Annotated in this window: 14 protein-coding genes and 1 tRNA gene; 8 read left to right on the plus strand and 7 right to left on the minus strand. The window is 58.5% G+C overall.

The window, feature by feature from the left end; all coding sequences use genetic code 11:
* Positions 1 to 18: 18 nt before the first annotated feature.
* The 6 genes from dnaE (at position 19) to ELE36_RS14635 (ending at position 8,452) form a co-directional block, all read left to right on the plus strand.
* A complete protein-coding gene (gene dnaE / locus ELE36_RS14610) occupies positions 19 to 3,549 on the plus strand; it encodes a DNA polymerase III subunit alpha (protein WP_129836908.1) in 3,531 nt (1,176 codons plus the stop codon).
* A 120-nt stretch (positions 3,550 to 3,669) separates the two neighbouring features.
* Positions 3,670 to 4,629 carry an acetyl-CoA carboxylase carboxyltransferase subunit alpha gene (locus ELE36_RS14615; RefSeq protein WP_129834537.1) on the plus strand — a complete coding sequence of 320 codons (960 nt, stop codon included), beginning with the start codon at positions 3,670 to 3,672 and terminating at the stop codon, positions 4,627 to 4,629.
* 59 nt (positions 4,630 to 4,688) lie between these two features.
* Positions 4,689 to 5,384, plus strand: coding sequence for a ribonuclease T (gene rnt / locus ELE36_RS14620; protein WP_129834539.1), 696 nt, complete (start codon positions 4,689 to 4,691; stop codon positions 5,382 to 5,384).
* 30 nt (positions 5,385 to 5,414) lie between these two features.
* Positions 5,415 to 5,696: an FmdB family zinc ribbon protein gene (locus ELE36_RS14625; protein ID WP_129834541.1), complete on the plus strand. Its 282-nt coding sequence runs from the start codon at positions 5,415 to 5,417 to the stop codon at positions 5,694 to 5,696.
* A 69-nt stretch (positions 5,697 to 5,765) separates the two neighbouring features.
* Entirely contained in the window at positions 5,766 to 6,167 is a 402-nt protein-coding gene (locus ELE36_RS14630; RefSeq protein ID WP_129834543.1) for a hypothetical protein, read from the plus strand.
* Positions 6,168 to 6,289: 122 nt separating this feature from the next.
* Positions 6,290 to 8,452 (plus strand): prolyl oligopeptidase family serine peptidase, encoded by a 2,163-nt coding sequence (locus ELE36_RS14635; RefSeq protein ID WP_129834545.1) that lies wholly within the window; start codon positions 6,290 to 6,292, stop codon positions 8,450 to 8,452.
* Positions 8,453 to 8,491: 39 nt separating this feature from the next.
* Here ELE36_RS14635 and ELE36_RS14640 read toward each other — a convergent pair whose 3' ends face one another.
* From ELE36_RS14640 to rnr, 3 genes are read right to left on the minus strand one after another with little or no spacing between them, the layout of a single operon-like run.
* Complete coding sequence (locus ELE36_RS14640; RefSeq protein WP_129834547.1) at positions 8,492 to 8,767, minus strand: CBU_0592 family membrane protein; 276 nt, start codon at positions 8,765 to 8,767, stop codon at positions 8,492 to 8,494.
* Positions 8,764 to 9,513: a 23S rRNA (guanosine(2251)-2'-O)-methyltransferase RlmB gene (rlmB, locus tag ELE36_RS14645; RefSeq protein WP_129834549.1), complete on the minus strand. Its 750-nt coding sequence runs from the start codon at positions 9,511 to 9,513 to the stop codon at positions 8,764 to 8,766. The genes ELE36_RS14640 and rlmB overlap by 4 nt, the downstream gene beginning before the upstream one ends.
* Positions 9,510 to 11,927 carry a ribonuclease R gene (gene rnr / locus ELE36_RS14650; RefSeq protein ID WP_165371628.1) on the minus strand — a complete coding sequence of 806 codons (2,418 nt, stop codon included), beginning with the start codon at positions 11,925 to 11,927 and terminating at the stop codon, positions 9,510 to 9,512. Before rnr ends, rlmB begins: the two co-directional genes overlap by 4 nt.
* A gap of 223 nt (positions 11,928 to 12,150) precedes the next feature.
* Here rnr and ELE36_RS14655 point away from each other — a divergent pair.
* A tRNA-Leu gene (locus ELE36_RS14655) sits at positions 12,151 to 12,235 on the plus strand.
* 390 nt (positions 12,236 to 12,625) lie between these two features.
* Here ELE36_RS14655 and ELE36_RS14660 read toward each other — a convergent pair.
* The 4 genes from ELE36_RS14660 to ELE36_RS14675 all read right to left on the minus strand — a co-directional run bounded on the left by ELE36_RS14660 (position 12,626) and on the right by ELE36_RS14675 (position 17,526).
* Entirely contained in the window at positions 12,626 to 14,743 is a 2,118-nt protein-coding gene (locus ELE36_RS14660) for a hypothetical protein (RefSeq protein ID WP_129834551.1), read from the minus strand.
* A 196-nt stretch (positions 14,744 to 14,939) separates the two neighbouring features.
* The gene (locus ELE36_RS14665; protein WP_129834553.1) at positions 14,940 to 15,818 is read right to left on the minus strand and encodes an EamA family transporter; all 879 of its coding nucleotides are present in this window, start codon (positions 15,816 to 15,818) and stop codon (positions 14,940 to 14,942) included.
* A gap of 157 nt (positions 15,819 to 15,975) precedes the next feature.
* Positions 15,976 to 17,142 carry an acyltransferase family protein gene (locus ELE36_RS14670; protein ID WP_129834555.1) on the minus strand — a complete coding sequence of 389 codons (1,167 nt, stop codon included), beginning with the start codon at positions 17,140 to 17,142 and terminating at the stop codon, positions 15,976 to 15,978.
* A gap of 57 nt (positions 17,143 to 17,199) precedes the next feature.
* On the minus strand, positions 17,200 to 17,526 hold the full coding sequence (locus ELE36_RS14675; RefSeq protein WP_129834557.1) for a hypothetical protein: 327 nt from the start codon (positions 17,524 to 17,526) through the stop codon (positions 17,200 to 17,202).
* A gap of 229 nt (positions 17,527 to 17,755) precedes the next feature.
* Here ELE36_RS14675 and ELE36_RS14680 point away from each other — a divergent pair, with 229 nt between their 5' ends.
* Positions 17,756 to 18,505, plus strand: coding sequence for a hypothetical protein (locus ELE36_RS14680; protein WP_129834559.1), 750 nt, complete (start codon positions 17,756 to 17,758; stop codon positions 18,503 to 18,505).
* Positions 18,506 to 18,646: the final 141 nt, after the last annotated feature.

An 18,646-nucleotide genomic window follows, 5' to 3' on the forward strand; every position in this document is an offset into this window, starting at 1 on the left:
CAGCTAGCGCCGCCGATCATGTCACCGAGTTTCGTCCATCTGCATATCCACAGCGATTATTCGCTGATCGATTCGACCATTCGCCTGCCGGAGAAAGCCGAGCCGGGCGCAACACCGCGCGCCAACCTGATCGATCAGGCGGTGGCGCTCGGCATGCCGGCACTGGCGCTGACCGATCAAAGCAACCAGTTCGCGCTCGTGAAGTTTTTCAAGGCCGCGCAGTACGCCGGTATCAAGCCGATCATCGGCGCGGATTTGTGGATTGCCGATGCGACCGATGCCGCGCGCCCGACCCGCATCACCTTGCTGTGCCAGAACCGCGAAGGTTATCTGAATCTGTCGCGGTTGATTTCGCGCGGCTGGGTCGAAGGCCAGCGCGGCGATTTTGCGATGCTGCAGCCGGAGTGGTTCGACCATGCCTGCGGCGGCCTGATCGCGATGCTCGGGCGCGATAGCGATCTCGGCCGACTGCTGCTCGCCGACAAGCGTGACGCGATCGCAAGCTGCGCGCAGCACTGGTTGCAGCGCTTCGACGACCGGCTGTATCTCGAACTCACGCGCACCGGCCATGCCGACGAGGAACATTTTCTGCAGGCCGCGTTGCAGCTCGCGAATGCGCGCGATATCGCCGCGGTCGCGAGCAACGATGTGCGTTTTCTCACACGCGATGATTTCGAGGCACACGAGGCGCGCGTCTGCATCCAGCAAGGTCGCGTGATCAACGATCCGAAACGTCCGCGCGACTACACCGCCGAGCAATATCTGAAATCCCCGGAAGAAATGGCAATACTTTTTTCCGACCTTCCCGAGGCACTGGAAAATAGTATACAAATTGCAAAACGCTGCAATCTGGATTTTTCCTTCGGCACATATTACCTGCCGGCATTCCCGACGCCGCCGAGCGAAGACGAACCTGCATTCCTGCGCCGCCTGTCGCGCGAAGGGCTGCGTGGACGCATCGAACGTTATGGCATCGACGCCAATTTTGCGCATGCCGATTACATACAACGCCTCGAAACCGAACTCGACGTTATCGTCAAGATGGGTTTTCCGGGCTACTTCCTGATCGTCGCCGACTTCATCAATTGGGCCAAACAACACGGCATTCCGGTCGGGCCGGGGCGCGGTTCGGGTGCCGGTTCGCTGGTCGCGTACGCGCTCGGCATCACGGATCTCGATCCGCTGCGCTACGGTTTGCTGTTCGAGCGATTCCTCAATCCTGATCGTGTCTCCATGCCCGACTTCGACGTCGACTTCTGCATGGATCGGCGCGACGAAGTGATCGATTACGTCGCGCAGAAATACGGGCGCGAACGAGTCAGCCAGATCATCACCTACGGCACGATGGCCGCGAAGGCAGTGATCCGCGATTGCGGGCGTGTGCTCGGCATGGGTTATGGCCATGTCGATGGCATCGCCAAGCTCATTCCAAACACGCTTGGCATCAGCCTCGAAGGCGCGCTCAAGGAATCGCAGGACCTGCGCACGCGCTACGTTGAGGAAGAGGAGATCAAGGATCTGCTCGACCTCGCACTGAAGCTCGAAGACCTCACGCGCAACGCCGGCAAACACGCGGGCGGCGTGGTGATCGCGCCGACGCCGCTGACCGATTTTGCACCGCTGTATTGCGAAGCTGGCGGCGGCGGCGTGGTTACGCAATTCGACAAGGATGACGTCGAAGCAGTCGGTCTGGTCAAGTTCGACTTTCTCGGTTTGCGCACGCTTACGATCATCGACTGGGCGGTAAAGGCGATCAATCTGCGCCTGGCCAAGACGGAGCAAACGCCGCTCGACATCACGCAACTTCCGCTCGACGATCCGGCCGTGTTTGCGCTGTTGAAAAAAGCGCAGAGCGTGGCCGTGTTCCAGTTCGAAAGTCGCGGCATGCAGGCGTTGCTGAAAGATGCCAAGCCGGATCGATTCGAAGATCTGATCGCGCTGGTTTCGCTATTCCGCCCCGGCCCGATGGACCTGATTCCGAGCTTCTGCGCGCGCAAGCACGGGCGCGAGGCGGTGACCTATCCCGACGCGCGCGTAGAGCCGATCCTGAGCGAGACCTACGGCATCATGGTCTATCAGGAGCAGGTGATGCAGATGGCGCAGATCATCGGCGGGTATACGCTCGGCGGCGCCGATCTGTTGCGCCGCGCGATGGGCAAGAAAAACGTGCAGGAGATGGCGAACCATCGCGCCATCTTCGCCGAGGGCGCGGCGAAAAACGGTCTGAGCAACAAGCAGGCCGACGCGATTTTCGACCTGATGGAAAAATTCGCCGGCTACGGTTTCAACAAATCGCACGCCGCCGCGTATGCGCTGATCGCGTATCAGACGGCGTGGTTGAAGGCGCATTATCCGGCCGAATTCATGGCCGCGGTGTTGTCGGCGGATATGGACAATACCGACAAGGTCGTGACTTTTCTCGACGAGGCGCGTGCGCTCGGTTTGCGTGTGGCGCCACCCGATGTCAACACCTCGGGCTACATGTTCGAAGCACTCAACGATGGCAGCGTGTGTTACGGCCTCGGCGCGATCAAGGGCGTCGGCCACGGCGTTTGTGATGCGATCGTGCACGCGCGCAGCAGCGGGCCGTATCTGAGCATCACCGATTTTTGCCAGCGCATGGATTTGCACAAACTCAACAAGCGCGTGCTCGAAGCGCTGGTTTTATCCGGCAGCATGGATGCACTCGCGCGCAATCGCGCGACGTTGATGGCGCAATTGCCCGAAGCGATCAAGACTGCCGAACAGGCCGCGCGCAATACCGCTGCGGGGCAGAACGACATGTTCGGATCGTCGAGCGCAGTCGCCGCACCGCAGATCGATTTGCCGACGGTCGAAGAATGGCCAATCGAGCAAAAACTCATCGGCGAACGCGAAACGCTTGGCCATTATTTGTCCGGCCATCCGACCGACGCATGGCGCGATGCGCTGGTGCAACTCAGCACGTGTCCGCTCGGCGAAATCGCGCAGCATTACAAGCCGGTGCAGCCGAGCGAACGACGCGGACGTTTTTCCGATCAACCGTTTATCGTCGCCGGCCAGGTGATCGCGGTGCGCAAGCGCGGTGACGCGATGGGTTTTGTCCAGCTCGAAGACTGGAGCGGGCGCATCGAGGTGTCGTTTTACCGCGAGGCGTTTGTCGAGTTCGGCCCGCTGCTCACGCGCGATACGATTCTTATAATCGAAGGCGGATTGTCGATCGACGATTTCAACGGCGGTTATCAGCTACGCGCGCGCACCGTGCACAGCCTGAGCCAAGCCTGCGAGCGTTTCGCGCGCGTAATGCGCATCAAGCTCAACGGCATCGATGCGAGTTTTGTCGCGCAACTCGAACACACCCTCGCCGCCCATCGCGGCGGCAATACGCCATTGCGCTTGAGTTATGCGAATGACAGCGGCCGCGCCGAAATCGAACTCGGCGCCGAATGGCGCGTGCGCGCCAGCCCGGAACTCAAGCGTGCGCTGGAAAATCTGCCTGGTGTGATCGGCAGCGAGCTGGTGTTGAGCAAGCCGGTAGCCAGCGCGCCTAGCAGCGGTGGTGGGAATTGAGGTAGTTGGTCAATGACGGCAACTACGTTTCGACGGCGCGCAAAGCGCACGTATGGAGCCGATGCCCCGCAAACCGCTATACTTGGCATTCTTGCGCCCAGCGCTAACGAACAGCAGCGAATGAACCCGAACTTCCTTGATTTCGAGCAGCCGATAGCCGAGCTGGAAGCGAAGATCCAGGAACTGCGCCACGCCAGCGATGGCAGCGCGTTCAATATCGAAGACGAAATTGGCCGCCTCAAAAGCAAACTGAAGCTGCGCACCGCCGAGATCTTCCGCAATCTCAGCTCGTGGCAAATCTCGCAGCTCGCGCGTCATCCGGCGCGGCCGTACACGCTCGATTACATCAATGCGATCTGCGAGGAATTCCAGGAGCTCGCGGGCGATCGCGCATATGCAGACGATGCCGCGATCGTCGGCGGGCTTGGCCGTATAAACGGCCGCAGCGTCGTCATCATCGGTCACCAGAAAGGCCGCGATACCAAATCCAAGATCAAGCGCAATTTCGGCATGCCGCGTCCGGAAGGCTATCGCAAGGCGCTGCGCCTGATGAAACTCGCGGATCGTTTCCAGTTGCCGATTCTGACCCTGATCGACACGCCCGGCGCATATCCCGGTGTCGGCGCGGAAGAACGCGGTCAATCGGAAGCCATCGCACGAAACTTGCTGGAAATGTCCGAGCTGCGCGTGCCGATTATCTGCACTGTGATTGGCGAAGGCGGCTCCGGCGGCGCGCTGGCGATCGGTGTCGGTGACCGCACGATCATGTTGCAATATTCGACGTACTCGGTGATCACGCCGGAAGGTTGCGCGTCGATCCTGTGGAAGAGCACCGACAAGGCCAAGGATGCCGCCGAGGCGCTGTGCATCACCGCGCCGCGCCTGCTCGAACTTGGCCTGATCGACAAGATCGTGCGCGAGCCGATCGGCGGCGCACATCGCGATCCGCACGCCATCGCGATACGCCTGAAGGCGGTGCTCATGAATGAGCTGGATAAATTGTCGAAGCTCGATGCGGCCACCTTGGTCGAGCAGCGTTATCAGCGTCTGCGCAAATACGGCGCCTACAAACTCGTCTGAGCGAACTCCGGCACGCATGGCGCATTGTGATTGCGGCATGCGGCGGGTATCCTGCCCGCATGTCTGAATCTGCCGCCAAACCCAAGTACAACCAGCGTTTTCGCGGCTTCCTGCCGGTAGTCGTCGATGTCGAAACCGGCGGCTTCGATCATGTCGGCGACGCGCTGCTGGAGATCGCAGTCGTCGTGGTGCGCATGGACGAGCACGGTATCGTGCATCCTGATCCGGCGGTGTCAACGCATGTAGTGCCGTTTCCGGGTTCGCATATCGATCCGCGCTCGCTTGAAATCACCGGCATCGATCCCGACCATCCGTTTCGTTTTGCGCTCGATGAACGCGAAGCGCTCGATCTGATTTTCACGCCGGTGCGAAAAGCGCTGCGCGAATTCGATTGCCAGCGTGCGATCCTGGTCGGCCACAACGCCGCGTTCGATCTGAATTTTCTCAACGCAGCAATCCGCCGCACCGGCTACAAACGCAGCCCGTTCCATCAATTCAGCTGCTTCGATACCGCAACGCTCGGTGGTCTCGCTTACGGCCAGACTGTGCTCAGCAAAGCCGTGATGGCGGCGGGCATCGACTGGAACAACGACGAGGCGCACTCCGCCGTTTACGACACCGAGCGCACCGCCGAGCTGTTCTGCCGCATCGTCAATCGCTGGAAACAAATGGACGATTTCATGCGTGCGCAGCCGTCGGCATCTCATGCAGAACGCGATCACCCGGGTCACGATCAGCCCGACAAGGCCGCTTGAGTGCGCGCCATTCGCCCACACTAATTGATCATGCCTATCTACGAATATACCGCCGACAATAATGGCTGCGAACTCTGCGCAGCACGTTTCGATCGCCTGCAGAAAATCGCCGATCCCGCGCTGACAACGTGCCCACAATGTGGCAATCCCGTGCATCGTGTGATCTCCGCGCCGCAAGTCATCTCGGGCCAGGCGCATACCTTGAAAGAAGGCAATATCGCCAAAAGCGGCTTCACGCAGTACAAACGCGCGGGCAGTGGCGTGTATGAAAAAACCGTCGGCAAAGGGCCGGATTTTATTAGCGATAGTTGACGCGACCTCTGTAGGAGTCCGATCATCATCATTGATATAAATATCAACCGATAGCCAAATGAGAACGAGATGCGTCGATTCTTGAAAGTAGTTTTCCTTGCCACGTTGGCGCTGGTGACGATCGATGCATTTGCGCAAGCCGCAGCCGACTTGCGCAAACAAGCTGTGGGTTATGCGGCAAAAGGCGACTACGCACGAGCAGCCCCTCTTCTCAAGCAAGCAGCCGAACTCGGTTATTACACCGCACAAATGGAATACGCGGTGCTTCTCGACACGAGTCCAACTCCGGTCAATGACGACATCACCGCGTACGCATGGTATTCACTTGTCATCGCTCGTAACGGACCCGACACGCAATTTGTTGAAAAGCGACGAGCAATCGTTGTTAAACGCCTAAACGAAGCCGATCTAAAAGTTGCTACTCAATCAGCAAAAATGCTGGTAGAAAAATACGCACAGCACGCGAACTGATTCATCCATCTAGCATCATTCAAGGTGACCTTGATATCCAATCCCACTTGGAGATCAATCGGCTCACAATGCCTCTTGATAAAAAATCATTTCGCCAATTATTTTGTAACAGGAAAATACGCATGAATTTGCACCGGAGCCTGATCGTGACCCTCAGCTTGATTCTCGCCGCGTGCCAGACCACGCCGACCACACACGCGGATAAGACCAAACCTGCGGCGAGCGCATCCGGCGCACTGGTTTATCCAGTCAGCAAATCCGTGCCGCAGACCGATGATTATCACGGCACCAAGGTCGCCGATCCGTATCGCTGGCTGGAGGTGCTGGACTCGGCCGATACCAAATCCTGGATCGAGGCGCAGAACAAACTCACGCAGGATTATCTCGCGCAGATTCCGGGCCGTGATCGCATCAAGCAACGCCTGACCGAACTATGGAACTACGAGCGCACGACGCCGCCGACACGGCACGGCACGCGTTATTTTTTCTCGAAGAATGATGGTCTGCAGAATCAATCGGTGTTGTATGTTTCCGAAGGTCTCGGCGGCACGCCGCGCGTATTGCTCGACCCAAACACGCTAAGCGCCGAAGGCACGGTCGCGCTGAAAGATTCAGTCGCCAGCGAGGATGGACATTACCTCGCGTATGGTCTGTCGGCAGGCGGTTCGGACTGGGAAGATTGGTACGTGCTCGATGCCGACAGCGGCAAGAAACTCGACGATCATCTGGCGTGGGTAAAGTTTTCCAACGTCAGCTGGCGGCGTGACGGAACCGGTTTTTATTACAGCCGTTTCGACGAACCGAAAGGCGAGAAACTCAAGGTCGTCAATCAATTCCAGAAACTGTATTTCCATCGCCTCGGCACCAAGCAGGATGCCGACGTACTGGTGTATCAGCGCGCCGATCAGGCGGACTGGATGTTTGGCGCTGAAGTCAGCGACGACGGACATTTTCTGATCATCAGCATCAGCCGCAGCACCGAGCCGAAAAACCTCGTGATGCTGCTCGATCTCGGCAAAAAAGATGCAACGGTGCAACCGCTGATCACCGACTGGAAAGCCAGCTACCAATATCTTGGTAATGATCGGCACAAGTTTTATTTCCTGACCGACGACGATGCCGCACGTTACCGCGTGATCGAAATCGACAATGCCAAACCGCAGCCGGCGAACTGGCGTCAGGTTTTGGCCGAAGCCAAAGATACTTTGCAGGGCGCGCGTATCGTCAACAAGAGTTTGATCGCGAGTTACCTCAAGGACGCGCACAGCGAAGTGCGGCGCTACGATCTGAAAGGCAAACTGATCGCCGAGGTGGCGCTGCCCGGCATCGGTAGCGCCAGCGGTTTTACCGGCGAGATGCGCGATACCGAAACGTTTTACGTCTACACCAGCTACACCGCCGCGCCGAGCATTTATCGCCTCGATCTGAGCACTGGCACAAACACCTTGTATCGCGCGCCAAAACTCGCCATCGACACCAGCCAGTTCGAAACGCATCAAGTGTTTTATGTGAGCCGCGACGGCACCAAGGTGCCGATGTTTATCACCGCGAAAAAAGGCGTGGCGCTGAATGGCGACAATCCGACCATTCTGTACGGTTACGGCGGTTTCAATATTTCGCTGGAGCCGGGTTTCTCGCCAGGCATGATGGCGTGGCTGGACATGGGCGGCGTTTACGCGATCGCCAACCTGCGTGGCGGCGGCGAATACGGCCGTGAGTGGCACGAGGCCGGCACCAAGACCCACAAGCAGAACGTGTTCGATGATTTCATCGGCGCCGCCGAATACCTGATTGCGCAAAAGTATACTTCGCCGCAAAAGCTCGCAATTCGCGGCGGCAGCAACGGTGGATTATTGGTCGCGGCGACCGAGCTGCAACGCCCGGATTTATTCGCTGCAGCAATCCCGGCGGTCGGCGTGCTCGACATGCTGCGTTTTCGCGATTTCACCATCGGCAAGGCTTGGGAATCGGATTACGGCTCAGTCGAAAACGCCGATGAATTCAAGGCGATTTACGCCTACTCACCGCTGCACAATATCAAGCCGGGCGTGAATTATCCGGCGACACTGATCACCACCGGCGATCACGACGATCGCGTTTTCCCGGCGCACAGTTTCAAATTTGCCGCGACCATGCAGGCAGTCGATGCCCATGGCAAACCACAGTTGATCCGTATCGAAACGCGCGCCGGTCATGGCCAGGGCAAACCGACGACCAAGCAGATCGAGGAAGTGGCTGATGTATACGCGTTTATCTTGAAGGCGTTCGGGATGGCGGGAAAATAAGCGCGGGAACGTCAATAGGGAGCGCGATATCCTCGCTCCCTATTCCCCAATCCCTGCTCTCGCCTTTTCGTTGCGTCGCAAATAAACCTGCACGAGTCCATAAACGCTGACCAGCACCCAGCAAGCCTCCATCACGAACGCCGAAAGATTGAAGGCGTAGCACAACGAAATTAGTACGAGAACGGCGCCGCCCGCGTTCAGCAGCAGGTAGCGCACGTCGTGGCTAGCGACCTTGCCGGCTTGCAATAAAAAATACGCGACCAACATGACGACAACGCCGAGATTGCCGCAGAAGTCGTACCAGTGATAACTCATTTTTTCTTGGCGGTGCGCTGACGCAGCGCCTCGAATAGCGCAATGCCGCACGCCACCGAAACGTTCAGGCTTTCAACCTTGCCGACCATCGGAATGAGCGCGACAAAATCGCAGGACTCGCGCGTCAGCCGACGCATGCCATCGCCCTCGCCGCCCATCACGATGCCGACCGGTCCGCGCAAATCGACGTCGTACAAAGTCTGCGTGCCTTCGCCAGCCAAGCCCGTGAGCCACACGCCGTGATCCTTGAGAACTTTCAACGCACGCGCGAGATTGGTCACGCTGATCAGTGGTACGCGATCAGCCGCACCGGCTGACGCGCGGCGCACTGTTGCGGTCAAACTCGCGGCGCGATCTTTCGGTGCGATCACTGCAGTGACACCCGCCGCTTCGGCGCTACGCAAACACGCGCCGAGGTTATGCGGATCGGTCACGCCATCGAGAATCAGGAACAGCGCATTGTTGCCGGCGGCGGTGATCAGCGCATCCAGATCGTCTTCGGTTTTCGGCGGCGGCGCGCGATACCGCGCAACGATGCCTTGGTGACGTTCGCCATCGGCCATGCGTTCTATCGCGGTCTTCGGCAACGGTTGCGGACGAATGCCGTGCTTGCGCGCGATCTCGACGAGTTCCTTGACGCGCGCATTGTCGGTGCCGCCGTCGAACAGCAGTTCGAGCACGTTGCCCGCGTCGTGCTCGAGCGCGGCCTCGACCGAGTTGATGCCGATCAAAAGTTCGATACTCATTTCGCGCGCACTCCCTGCTCAGCCGCCGGCAATACCAAGCGGAAATCGATCTTGCGATCTTCCAGGCTCGCGCGCAGCACGAGCACACGTACCTGATCGCCAAGGCGGAACGTCAGGCCGCGTTTTTCGCCCTGAATCAAGCGGCGGATCGGATCGAAATGGTAATAGTCGTTCGGCAATTGGGTGATGTGGACGAGGCCGGTGACTTGCGATTCCTTGAGCTCGACAAACAGGCCGAACGAGGTGACGCCCGCGACCATGCCGTCGAATTCGCTGCCGACGTGTTTCTCCATCCATGCGCATTTGTAACGTTCATCCACTTCGCGTTCGGCCTCTTCGGCGCGACGTTCGTTGGTCGAGCAATGTTTGGCCATCTGCGCCATTTCGGCTGGCGTATACGTGTATTTTTCCGGCTTGCCCTTCGAGATTGCGTAACGCAACGCACGATGCACCAGCAGATCGGGATAACGGCGAATCGGCGAGGTGAAATGCGCGTACGCCTGCAAAGCAAGACCAAAGTGGCCTTTGTTTTCAGGCGTATAAACGGCCAGACTCTGCGAGCGCAACAGCACCGACTGGATCAAACTTGCATCGGGTCGCATGCGAATTTTTTTCAGCAGTGCGGAGAAATCCGCCGGCTTGACCTTGTCGTGCGGCGGCATGCGCAGTTGAAACTCGCGCAGGAATTCGAGCAGATCCTCGTACTTCGATGCGGGCGGCGTATCGTGCACACGATACAGCGCGGGAATCTTCATCGCTTCGAGATATTTCGCGGCCTCGACGTTGGCCGCGATCATGCATTCCTCAATGAGCTTGTGCGCATCGTTACGAGGTTCGCCACCGAGCGAAACCACTTCGCCGGTCGGTGCCAGACGAAACTTCACCTCGTGACTTTCGAAATCGATCGCGCCGCGTTTCGCACGCGCCTTCGACAGCAATTTGTAGAGTTGATGCAGATGATCGAGCTGCGGTTGCACATCACGCACGCGTTCGCGCGTTTGCGGATCTTTTTCGCCAACCGCTTTCCATACCTGCGTATACGTGAGGCGCGCATGCGAGCGCATCACCGCCGCGTAAAATTTGGCGCGGATCACTTCGCCTTCGTGATTCACCTGCATCTCGCAGACCATGCAAAGACGATTCACGTTCGGGTTCAGCGAGCAGATGCCGTTGGACAACGTCTCGGGCAACATCGGCACAACGAAGCCCGGAAAATACACCGAGGTGGAACGCTTGAACGCCTCGGTATCGAGCGCGGTGCCGGGGCGCACGTAATGCGATACATCGGCGATCGCGACGATCAGGCGGAAACCTTCGCCATTCGGTTCGGCGAACACCGCGTCATCGAAATCGCGCGCGTCTTCGCCGTCGATCGTGACCAGTGGCGTGTGCCGCAGATCAACGCGACCGGCGATTTCCGCGTCGCTCACTTGCGGCTCGACATCGGCGGCTTCGGCCAGCGTTTCGGCCGGCCATTCATTCGGAATATTGTGGCTCGCGATCGCCATCTGCACGACCAGCGACGGCGTGAGGCGCTGACCGAGCACGCTGAGAATTCGACCGACCGGGCCACGATGCGGCCCCGGCGGTTGGGTGATTTCCGCCACCACGATCTGCCCCGCCTGCGCGCCTTCGCTGGCGCCGGCAGGAATCAGAATATCCTGATGCACGCGCTTGTCGTCGGGCACCACAAGCATGGTGCCATCCTGCACGACGATGCGCCCGACCAGCCGCGGCGAACGACGATCCAGCACTTCGACGATGGCGCCTTGGCGACGGCCACGACGATCGACACCGACCACGCTCGCGAGCACACGATCGCCATGCAATACCTGGCGCATCTGCGCCGGTGACAAATACAGATCTTCGCCGCCGGCATCGGGACGCATGAAACCGTAACCTTCGGCGTTCGCGATCACGATGCCCGGCAGCAGATCGAGGCGCTCGGCCACGCCATAACCGCCGCGACGATTCTGCAGCAACTGACCATCACGCAACATCGCCGCAAGGCGTTTGCTGAGCGCATCGAAATCCTGCTCGCTGCTCAGGTTCAACGCGCGCGCAATCGCTTCGGCATTCATGAGCTGGCCGTGTTCGACCAGCATCGCGAGTATCACTTCGCGGCTCGGAATCGGATTGGCGTAACGCCCGGCTTCGCGCTCGGCGTGCGGATCGCTGATGCGAGCGGCGGCGGACGTGGATTCGTCGAAACGCTTTTTCGATGCACGCGGTTTACCCGGCGCATCGAGTTTGGCGGGTGCGGCATCGCGCGAACGCGGCGGCTTGATTTTTACCGTCGCGCGGCGTTCGCCAGCGGGCGGCGCACCGGTCGGTGCGTTGTTCAGGACATCGAGCAGGCCGGCGGGTTTCGCGCCGCGGCGTTTGGGTTTTGGTGCGGGTGGGCGTTTGGACAAAAGTGGATTCCTTGGATGGACGGCGGCAGGCCGATGCCAGCGTTTGGTGGTGGCGGTGCTGCGGCGCGAGTGGCGTCAGGCGACGCCATTGATTATCAAAGCGTAATTGTAGCAACGAAAAGCTGAACTCGACGCGAAATTTTCTCCGAAGCGTTGACATCGCCCGAGCGCGCAGGCAATATTCGCGTCCCCTGCGCGCCGTGAAAACACGTGCAGGCCACCTGCCCAGGTGGCGGAATTGGTAGACGCACTAGCTTCAGGTGCTAGCGGGGCAACTCGTGGAGGTTCGAGTCCTCTCCTGGGCACCATCTTCAAGTTTCACACCGTCCGATGTGATCCAAGCAAACCCCTAAAACCTCGCAGCGATGCGGGGTTTTTTGTTGCCTATCGTCCAGCGTTGCCCTATGCCGTCCCATTGTGTCGCACGAAAGTTGGGGGTACATTTGGGGGTACAAATTGCTGGGGGTACATTTGGGCCTCTTTTCAGCCGCTGGGGGTATCGTGGCAAACGTGGTCGATAAGCTCACTCCACTTGCACCATCTTCAAGTTTCACACCGTCCGATGTGATCCAAGCAAACCCCTAAAACCTCGCAGTAATGCGGGGTTTTTTGTTGCCTGGCGTGCGGAGCAGCCTCATTCCGGGCTGCAGAGCAATTTGGACTTTCGAACCAGCGCGTTCGGCGTGCAAATGGATTCGCTATTCAAAGCCCGCGCCGAATATCGTGTCCGACAGATCGAGCTCGTAGCGATAAATTCCAATCGCGCCGCCGACCGCAATTCGCCATGCACCCGGCACCAGCTTTTCGACAGCGAGCTGGTTGGGTTGCGCCATATGTTCGCCGAGGTAAGGTGTCGAAGCCAGCACATTGCCTGCTCCGTCGACTAGGTGCAACGCGCCTCCGCTGGAGACCAGAAGTTGATCAACGCGACCATCCAGTGGTGTTATTGCGTCTATGCTGTCACTGAGAGAAATCTGGCGAATATAGTGACGTGTTGCGGCATCGTAGAACGCGATTATCGATCCGGATTCAATGGCGATTTCCACCCCCGCAACACCGTGTGGCACTAAGACAGCACCGTTGTTCGCCACATCCAGCGTCCACGTTTCCAAGTGCGACAGCCGGTCGAATGCGCGCAGGCTCCCGGGCAGCACCGCAACGACTACGTCACCCGCACCACTGCTCGGGGAGAGGCCAAGCACGCCATTGATGGCAAAGGAGGAGGTGCCCATCCCGATCGAGTTCCAGATCGGTTGCCCTGACATCGTGAACGCCTGCAGCATTGCGCCATCGACCCAGCCAAGGTCGGGCTGGCTCGCGACTAGAATATCCTTTACTCCGTCGCCGTCCATATCAATCAAGATGGCGTCTGATATCGAGCGCGACGCGAACGGCCCGGTCGAGTAGGCGCCGAGTTGCAATGCCACCGTCTGGGACGTGCCATCAACGACTACGACGCGGCCATCGTATATGGCGCTTCCGGCCAGCACTATCAGCGGTGATTGAGGCACTTCGTTGTCGACGAGAATCCGGCTCGGCACGATTTGCATGGCACCGCCAGCGTTTCCGCTGGGGTCGGCAAGATCTGCGAGAGTCTTCCCGCTTGCCATGTCACTGATTTCCAGTCCGGCTGCTCCTTGACCCCAAATATTCGGTGCGTATCCCGTCAGCAGCTCCGACGTGCCATCGCTTTTAATATCGCCGACGGCGGCAACGTTGAACTGAGAAGCCCGGCTGGTAGCGCGCCAGATAACGCCGCCGGTCTGGGCGCTCGCTATGCCTACGGTCAAATCATCTGCAAACAGGATCGCGTTCGTACCATTGCCATCGACGTCGGCCAGCGCCAGATACTTTGACGGAAAGTTCGCATTTGGCAGGGCTGTTGCCAGACCCGTGACGCCGTCGAGAATCTGCACCCCGCCGTTCGAACCTGCGAACAGAATCCTGGTATGGCCGTCGCTGAAGACGTCGCCTACAGCCAATGCCGTGACGGTGAAATAAAGCCCGTTAGTGTACCCAAATAGCGGTGAATAAGGAGCCCCTGAAAAAACGGCCACCTGGTAGCCTGCGCCAACGAATTCTTTTGCAGAGGCGGGGCCAAGCGAGCCACTTGCCAAGAGGTAACCGAAAGAATCCGGATATTGCCATTCGACCTGCCCCGATGCTCCATCGAGTACCAAACCGGGAGCGCTACCGCCAAGGATGATCTCGAGCGCTGGATCAGCGTCGAGCTGTGCCAGCGTAATATCGCCGCTACCGCTGGAAGGATGCAGCCATTTCTGGGTACCTGTCGCTACGTCATAAACGCCGAGCTGCGAATCGGTACGGACTACGACCCGCGGCACGCTATCGCCGAAAACGTCGCCGACGGCTGCACCAGTCGGCGAAGCGAGCGTGGTGAATTGCTGAATAGGCGCAAGCGGCCAACCGCCGTACTCTCGTGCAATTCCATCATAGCCGACAGTCAAAACATGCGCCGCACCGACAGGTTGGCGCACCGCCAGCACACGAAACACCCCGGTATCGGGGATCAAAGTTTGCTGCTTGAACACGAACTCACCGCTGGCGGTCTTGCCGACAACAAACAACGCCGAGAGGTTGTTGGCGCCGGTAATTGCCACAAACGCGAAGTCTTCCTTGCCGTCTTGGTCAAAGTCGGCAACAGCGAATTGCCCGCGCTCTGGTTGTTCAAAGCCGGGGTAGTTATGGCCCAGCTCGCGGAACTGTGGTGGAAGTGGCGAGTCTGCGAGCGCCGACGGCGGCAGCGCGAACCAAGTAAGCACTAGCAGCATAACCAGACAATGCAACACCTTCATCAAATTCCCCTACGTGACGCCCCGCACAAGAGTATAGCGCCTGCCCCGCGGCTCGCAGATCGACGCACACTTCCGCCGTGCAAGCTATCTCACGCGAACGGTAGAGGCTCTGGCGAAAGCCGATCTTCTGCTCTGACCGTCGGCGCTGCCGCAGTTCAGTTTCGACTGCTTGTGTGCGCAGAGATCGGACGCTTGGTTATGCCATCTCCACGATATCAACTGGCGCATTGCGTGCGCCAAACACTGCACCAATCGAAGCGCCGATGACCGCTGTGATCGCCAACCATTGAAACCCATCGAGATGTTCATCGAGGAACAGCAAGCCGAGCAACGCGCCCATTGCCGGCTCGATGCTTACGAGAATGCCAATGGTGCGTGCTGGCAGTCGCGTCAACGCGTGCATCTCAAGCGAATACGGCAGCGCAGAACTCAGTATTGCCACGCCCACGGCGAACGGTAGTGCGGAAAGAGAGAACAGCGCGGCGCGGGCGTGCATTACGCCAACCGGCACAACCACGAGTGCGCCGATGGCCGAACCGAGCGCGACTGCGTCGCCGCCGAACGCGTTGCCTGCGCGGCGACCGAGCACAATATAAGTGGCCCAGCCGACCGCCGCACCCAGCGCATACAGCACGCCGACGGGATCGAGCGCTTGCGTTTGCGTGCGATACGGCAGCAGCAAAGCGAGCCCGGCCACCGCCAAGCCGGCCCACACAAAATCCAGCGCACGGCGCGACCCGATCAAGGCGATAGCGAGTGGACCGAGGAACTCCAGCGCCACCGCAATGCCCAACGGCACAGTGCGCAACGCCATGTAGAAACACAGGTTCATGATACCGAGCGTGAGGCCGTAACCCCACAACGAAGCCCAGTCGTGCCGACCGGTGAGGCGCCGCCACGGTTGCCGCAGCAGCCACAAGATCAGCGCGCCCAGACCGAGACGCATTGCAGTGGCGCCCTGCGCGCCTACGAGTGGGAAAAGTTGCTTGGCGAGCGTCGCGCCGAACTGGAACGAAAGCATGCCAAGCAGCAGCGCGCCGACGGGCAACAGAGGTGAAGTGGAACGTGATGACATGGCGCGGCTACTCTTTTCTGTATGATTTTTTCGTAACCACCAGTTTTTCGCGAGTGGCAATTCAATGCCAAGACTCAAAAAGCACGGCAGGGACTATGCAGTTCAAACTTGAATTCACTACGACGCAAAATGCGACTTCATTATTCGCCGAGCCTTCTCATTTGCAACCTCTTCTCAGCCAACTCGCGAGGCCCACCGTGCTGCGCATCGCCGGTCGCTCGATCAGCATGAAGGTGAAAAAACACAGCACGAGAAGAATCGGGGTGAGGCCAACGATGTATGCCCAGTGCATCGTAGGCGATAACGATTCGGCTTGCTCCAAACCGATCACGAAACGAAATAGTATGAACAGCGCAATTCCGTGCAGCAGATAGATGCTGTAGGACATCTCGCCGAGCGTGCGCGAAACGGGGTGCGTGAGAATGCCGAACAAGCTGTTGCCGCACGCGATCAGGATAAAAACGAGCGTCAGCAGCAGCATCGGCGCGATGCCTTCGATCGTGGGGAACAAAACCACGATGGCGACGAGACAAGCGACGATGGCAGCGGATGAGGTATGCGTCGATGCGAGTGTCTGAAACCTGGACGATCTGGCGATAATCGCTGCGATCATGCCGGCGCCGAATGCCGCCAGATACAGCCATTGCGGCTGCCAAACCAGCAGCATCAGCACAAGACAGATCACACTCGCGACGATGTAAAAAATGCCAACTCGTACGCGCGCCGCCAACGCGAGCAGCGGCAGCGCAAGATAGAAAAACCATTCGTACGGCAACGACCACGTGACGCTGGCGACGATCAGATAGGTGCCCTCGATATGGTTGAGATCCGGGGTGCCGAGAATCGTAAACGACAGCCAGCGTATCGCGCCGAGAGCGAGATGAGCGATCGAGTCGTTCAATACGCCGCCTGACAAGATCGCGACGATGCCGAACATGGCGACCATCGCAAAAAGATACAGCGGAACAAGCCGCAGCAAGCGCGAGACAAAAAGCCGCAGCCAGTCGATCGGCTTGGCGCGTGCATCGAGCAGTTTCGAGAAAAACAGAAACGCGGTGATCATGAAAAACATGACGACACTGCTCTGTCCGAAATGCGTATAGAGATTCGACGGCGGGATCGTCCAGTCGTCGCTGCGCAGGAAAAAATACCAGATGCAGGCGTGGTGAAAAAACACGAACAACGCCAGATAACCGCGCAAGCCGTCGATCGATGCGAAGCGCCCTTGTTGATCTGGCGCGCCGAATATTTTCGCGAGAAAAAAAGCGACGACGAACGCAATACACAACGCGGCAAGTGCGGGCAATGAGCTAACGACATCCATGCTTTGTCAGGCGCGGTCGGTATTCGATAACGAAGACGTGGCGTTGTTTTCGGCGAGCTACGGCGTCTTGCTCAGCTCGACACCATCGACGGTCATCTTGATCGTACCGCCATCCTGATGCGGCGGCGTGGTCACGACAAACGTGGTCGACATCGCGCCTATCCCGACGTCGAAATTTTCGCCGCTGAAACCCTGCAGCGGGCCGGATACCGACTTCGATCCGCTGCCGATGGAGCGCTTGTAATCGACATGACCAGCCTGCGTGATCTGCAGATACATCTCGGGTGATTTCCACTCGCCGACAAACGCGGCCTTGTCCGCAGGCACCGGTTTGGCGCATGCACTCAAGCACAACAGCATGACCAGCGTGATGAAAAATCTCATGGCGCACACCTCAATAAAAACCCCACTCGGATATTGCGCCGAGCGCGTTCTCAAATAAAGCGTTTCGGGCGAAATCATCGCCATCGTTACGCTGCGCGTCTCACAGCATTATTCGCGCGGGAACTTCCCGCCATGCTCGCCACTCAGTTCTCCCCGCATGCGAAACATCACGGACGATCCACCTCAGCAACATGATTTAAAAAACTAAAATCTCAACTGGAGTAGTCTCATGCGTGTCATTTTTGCTTTGCTTTTTTCGTTCGTTTTGCTGTGGAATATCCAGACGGTTCACGCGCAAACCGATGCGGCCCCAACCAACGCCGTGACTCAAAGTTGTACGCAATCCGCTGATCAGAATTCTTCCTACTCGCCGACGGCTGTCGTCCAGATCGATGATCGCAACGTATTCGACGGCAACTATCCAAATGCGCAGCGAATAAGTTTTGATAGCGTCGCCGGAGCCACGGCACCATTCAAGGTCAACAATGTTGAATTTCTTGGCGGTGGACTCGAACCGCAAGTATTGAATTCGCTGGTCGATTTGCCTGCAAGCTTCTGGTTCGGCGCACGGACGACATCAGCCAATTTTCTGCTCACGAACTTGGCTGTGCAGATCAAGTTTCCGCGCGACATCACGGCGATGGGCATCGATATGCAATGCCTTGGGTGCGACAACCAGGGCCAGGCAACACCAATGGGCGCAATCCTGTTGAATGATCGTGGCGAGATGGTCAGCTACATGCCCAATTTTCCGTCGACACTCACTGGCCAACCGAGTAGCACACCCGGATTTGTCGGTTTCGTTGCCGACCGGCCATTCCGCTCGATCATGTTTCAACGCAATGGAAACTGGATGCTCGCCAATGTCCGTTATGTGCCTGCACCCATTGCCTCGCACTGCAGTTGTGCGCCAAATTGCCTGAGCATATCCGGCCAAGTTCCCGCTCTCGAAGGACGCGGCAAGGCCGATTTGCGATAACGCTGATCGCGCGGGATCGTTGCATCTCAGCCCCCAAGGAAACCGGGCGGCGGCCTGTGAAATCACTCGAACGAACGCGCCGGGTTTAATTGTCCGGCGCGCACGTTCAATATCTTGCGAAATTCATCCGTAACAGCGGCA

Source organism: Pseudolysobacter antarcticus (assembly GCF_004168365.1).
In the GTDB taxonomy this organism is placed as follows: Bacteria; Pseudomonadota; Gammaproteobacteria; order Xanthomonadales; family Rhodanobacteraceae; genus Pseudolysobacter; species Pseudolysobacter antarcticus.

Excerpts from the sequence above, each read along its gene's own strand:
- ELE36_RS14615 (WP_129834537.1), top strand. The coding sequence starts at position 3,670 with ATGAACCCGAACTTCCTTGATTTCGAGCAGCCGATAGCCGAGCTGGAA.
- ELE36_RS14630 (WP_129834543.1), top strand. The coding sequence starts at position 5,766 with ATGCGTCGATTCTTGAAAGTAGTTTTCCTTGCCACGTTGGCGCTGGTG.
- ELE36_RS14680 (WP_129834559.1), top strand. The coding sequence starts at position 17,756 with ATGCGTGTCATTTTTGCTTTGCTTTTTTCGTTCGTTTTGCTGTGGAAT.
- rnt (WP_129834539.1), top strand. The coding sequence starts at position 4,689 with ATGTCTGAATCTGCCGCCAAACCCAAGTACAACCAGCGTTTTCGCGGC.
- ELE36_RS14675 (WP_129834557.1), bottom strand. The coding sequence starts at position 17,526 with ATGAGATTTTTCATCACGCTGGTCATGCTGTTGTGCTTGAGTGCATGC.
- rlmB (WP_129834549.1), bottom strand. The coding sequence starts at position 9,513 with ATGAGTATCGAACTTTTGATCGGCATCAACTCGGTCGAGGCCGCGCTC.
- ELE36_RS14660 (WP_129834551.1), bottom strand. The coding sequence starts at position 14,743 with ATGAAGGTGTTGCATTGTCTGGTTATGCTGCTAGTGCTTACTTGGTTC.
- dnaE (WP_129836908.1), top strand. The coding sequence starts at position 19 with ATGTCACCGAGTTTCGTCCATCTGCATATCCACAGCGATTATTCGCTG.
- ELE36_RS14665 (WP_129834553.1), bottom strand. The coding sequence starts at position 15,818 with ATGTCATCACGTTCCACTTCACCTCTGTTGCCCGTCGGCGCGCTGCTG.
- ELE36_RS14670 (WP_129834555.1), bottom strand. The coding sequence starts at position 17,142 with ATGGATGTCGTTAGCTCATTGCCCGCACTTGCCGCGTTGTGTATTGCG.
- ELE36_RS14625 (WP_129834541.1), top strand. The coding sequence starts at position 5,415 with ATGCCTATCTACGAATATACCGCCGACAATAATGGCTGCGAACTCTGC.
- ELE36_RS14635 (WP_129834545.1), top strand. The coding sequence starts at position 6,290 with ATGAATTTGCACCGGAGCCTGATCGTGACCCTCAGCTTGATTCTCGCC.
- ELE36_RS14640 (WP_129834547.1), bottom strand. The coding sequence starts at position 8,767 with ATGAGTTATCACTGGTACGACTTCTGCGGCAATCTCGGCGTTGTCGTC.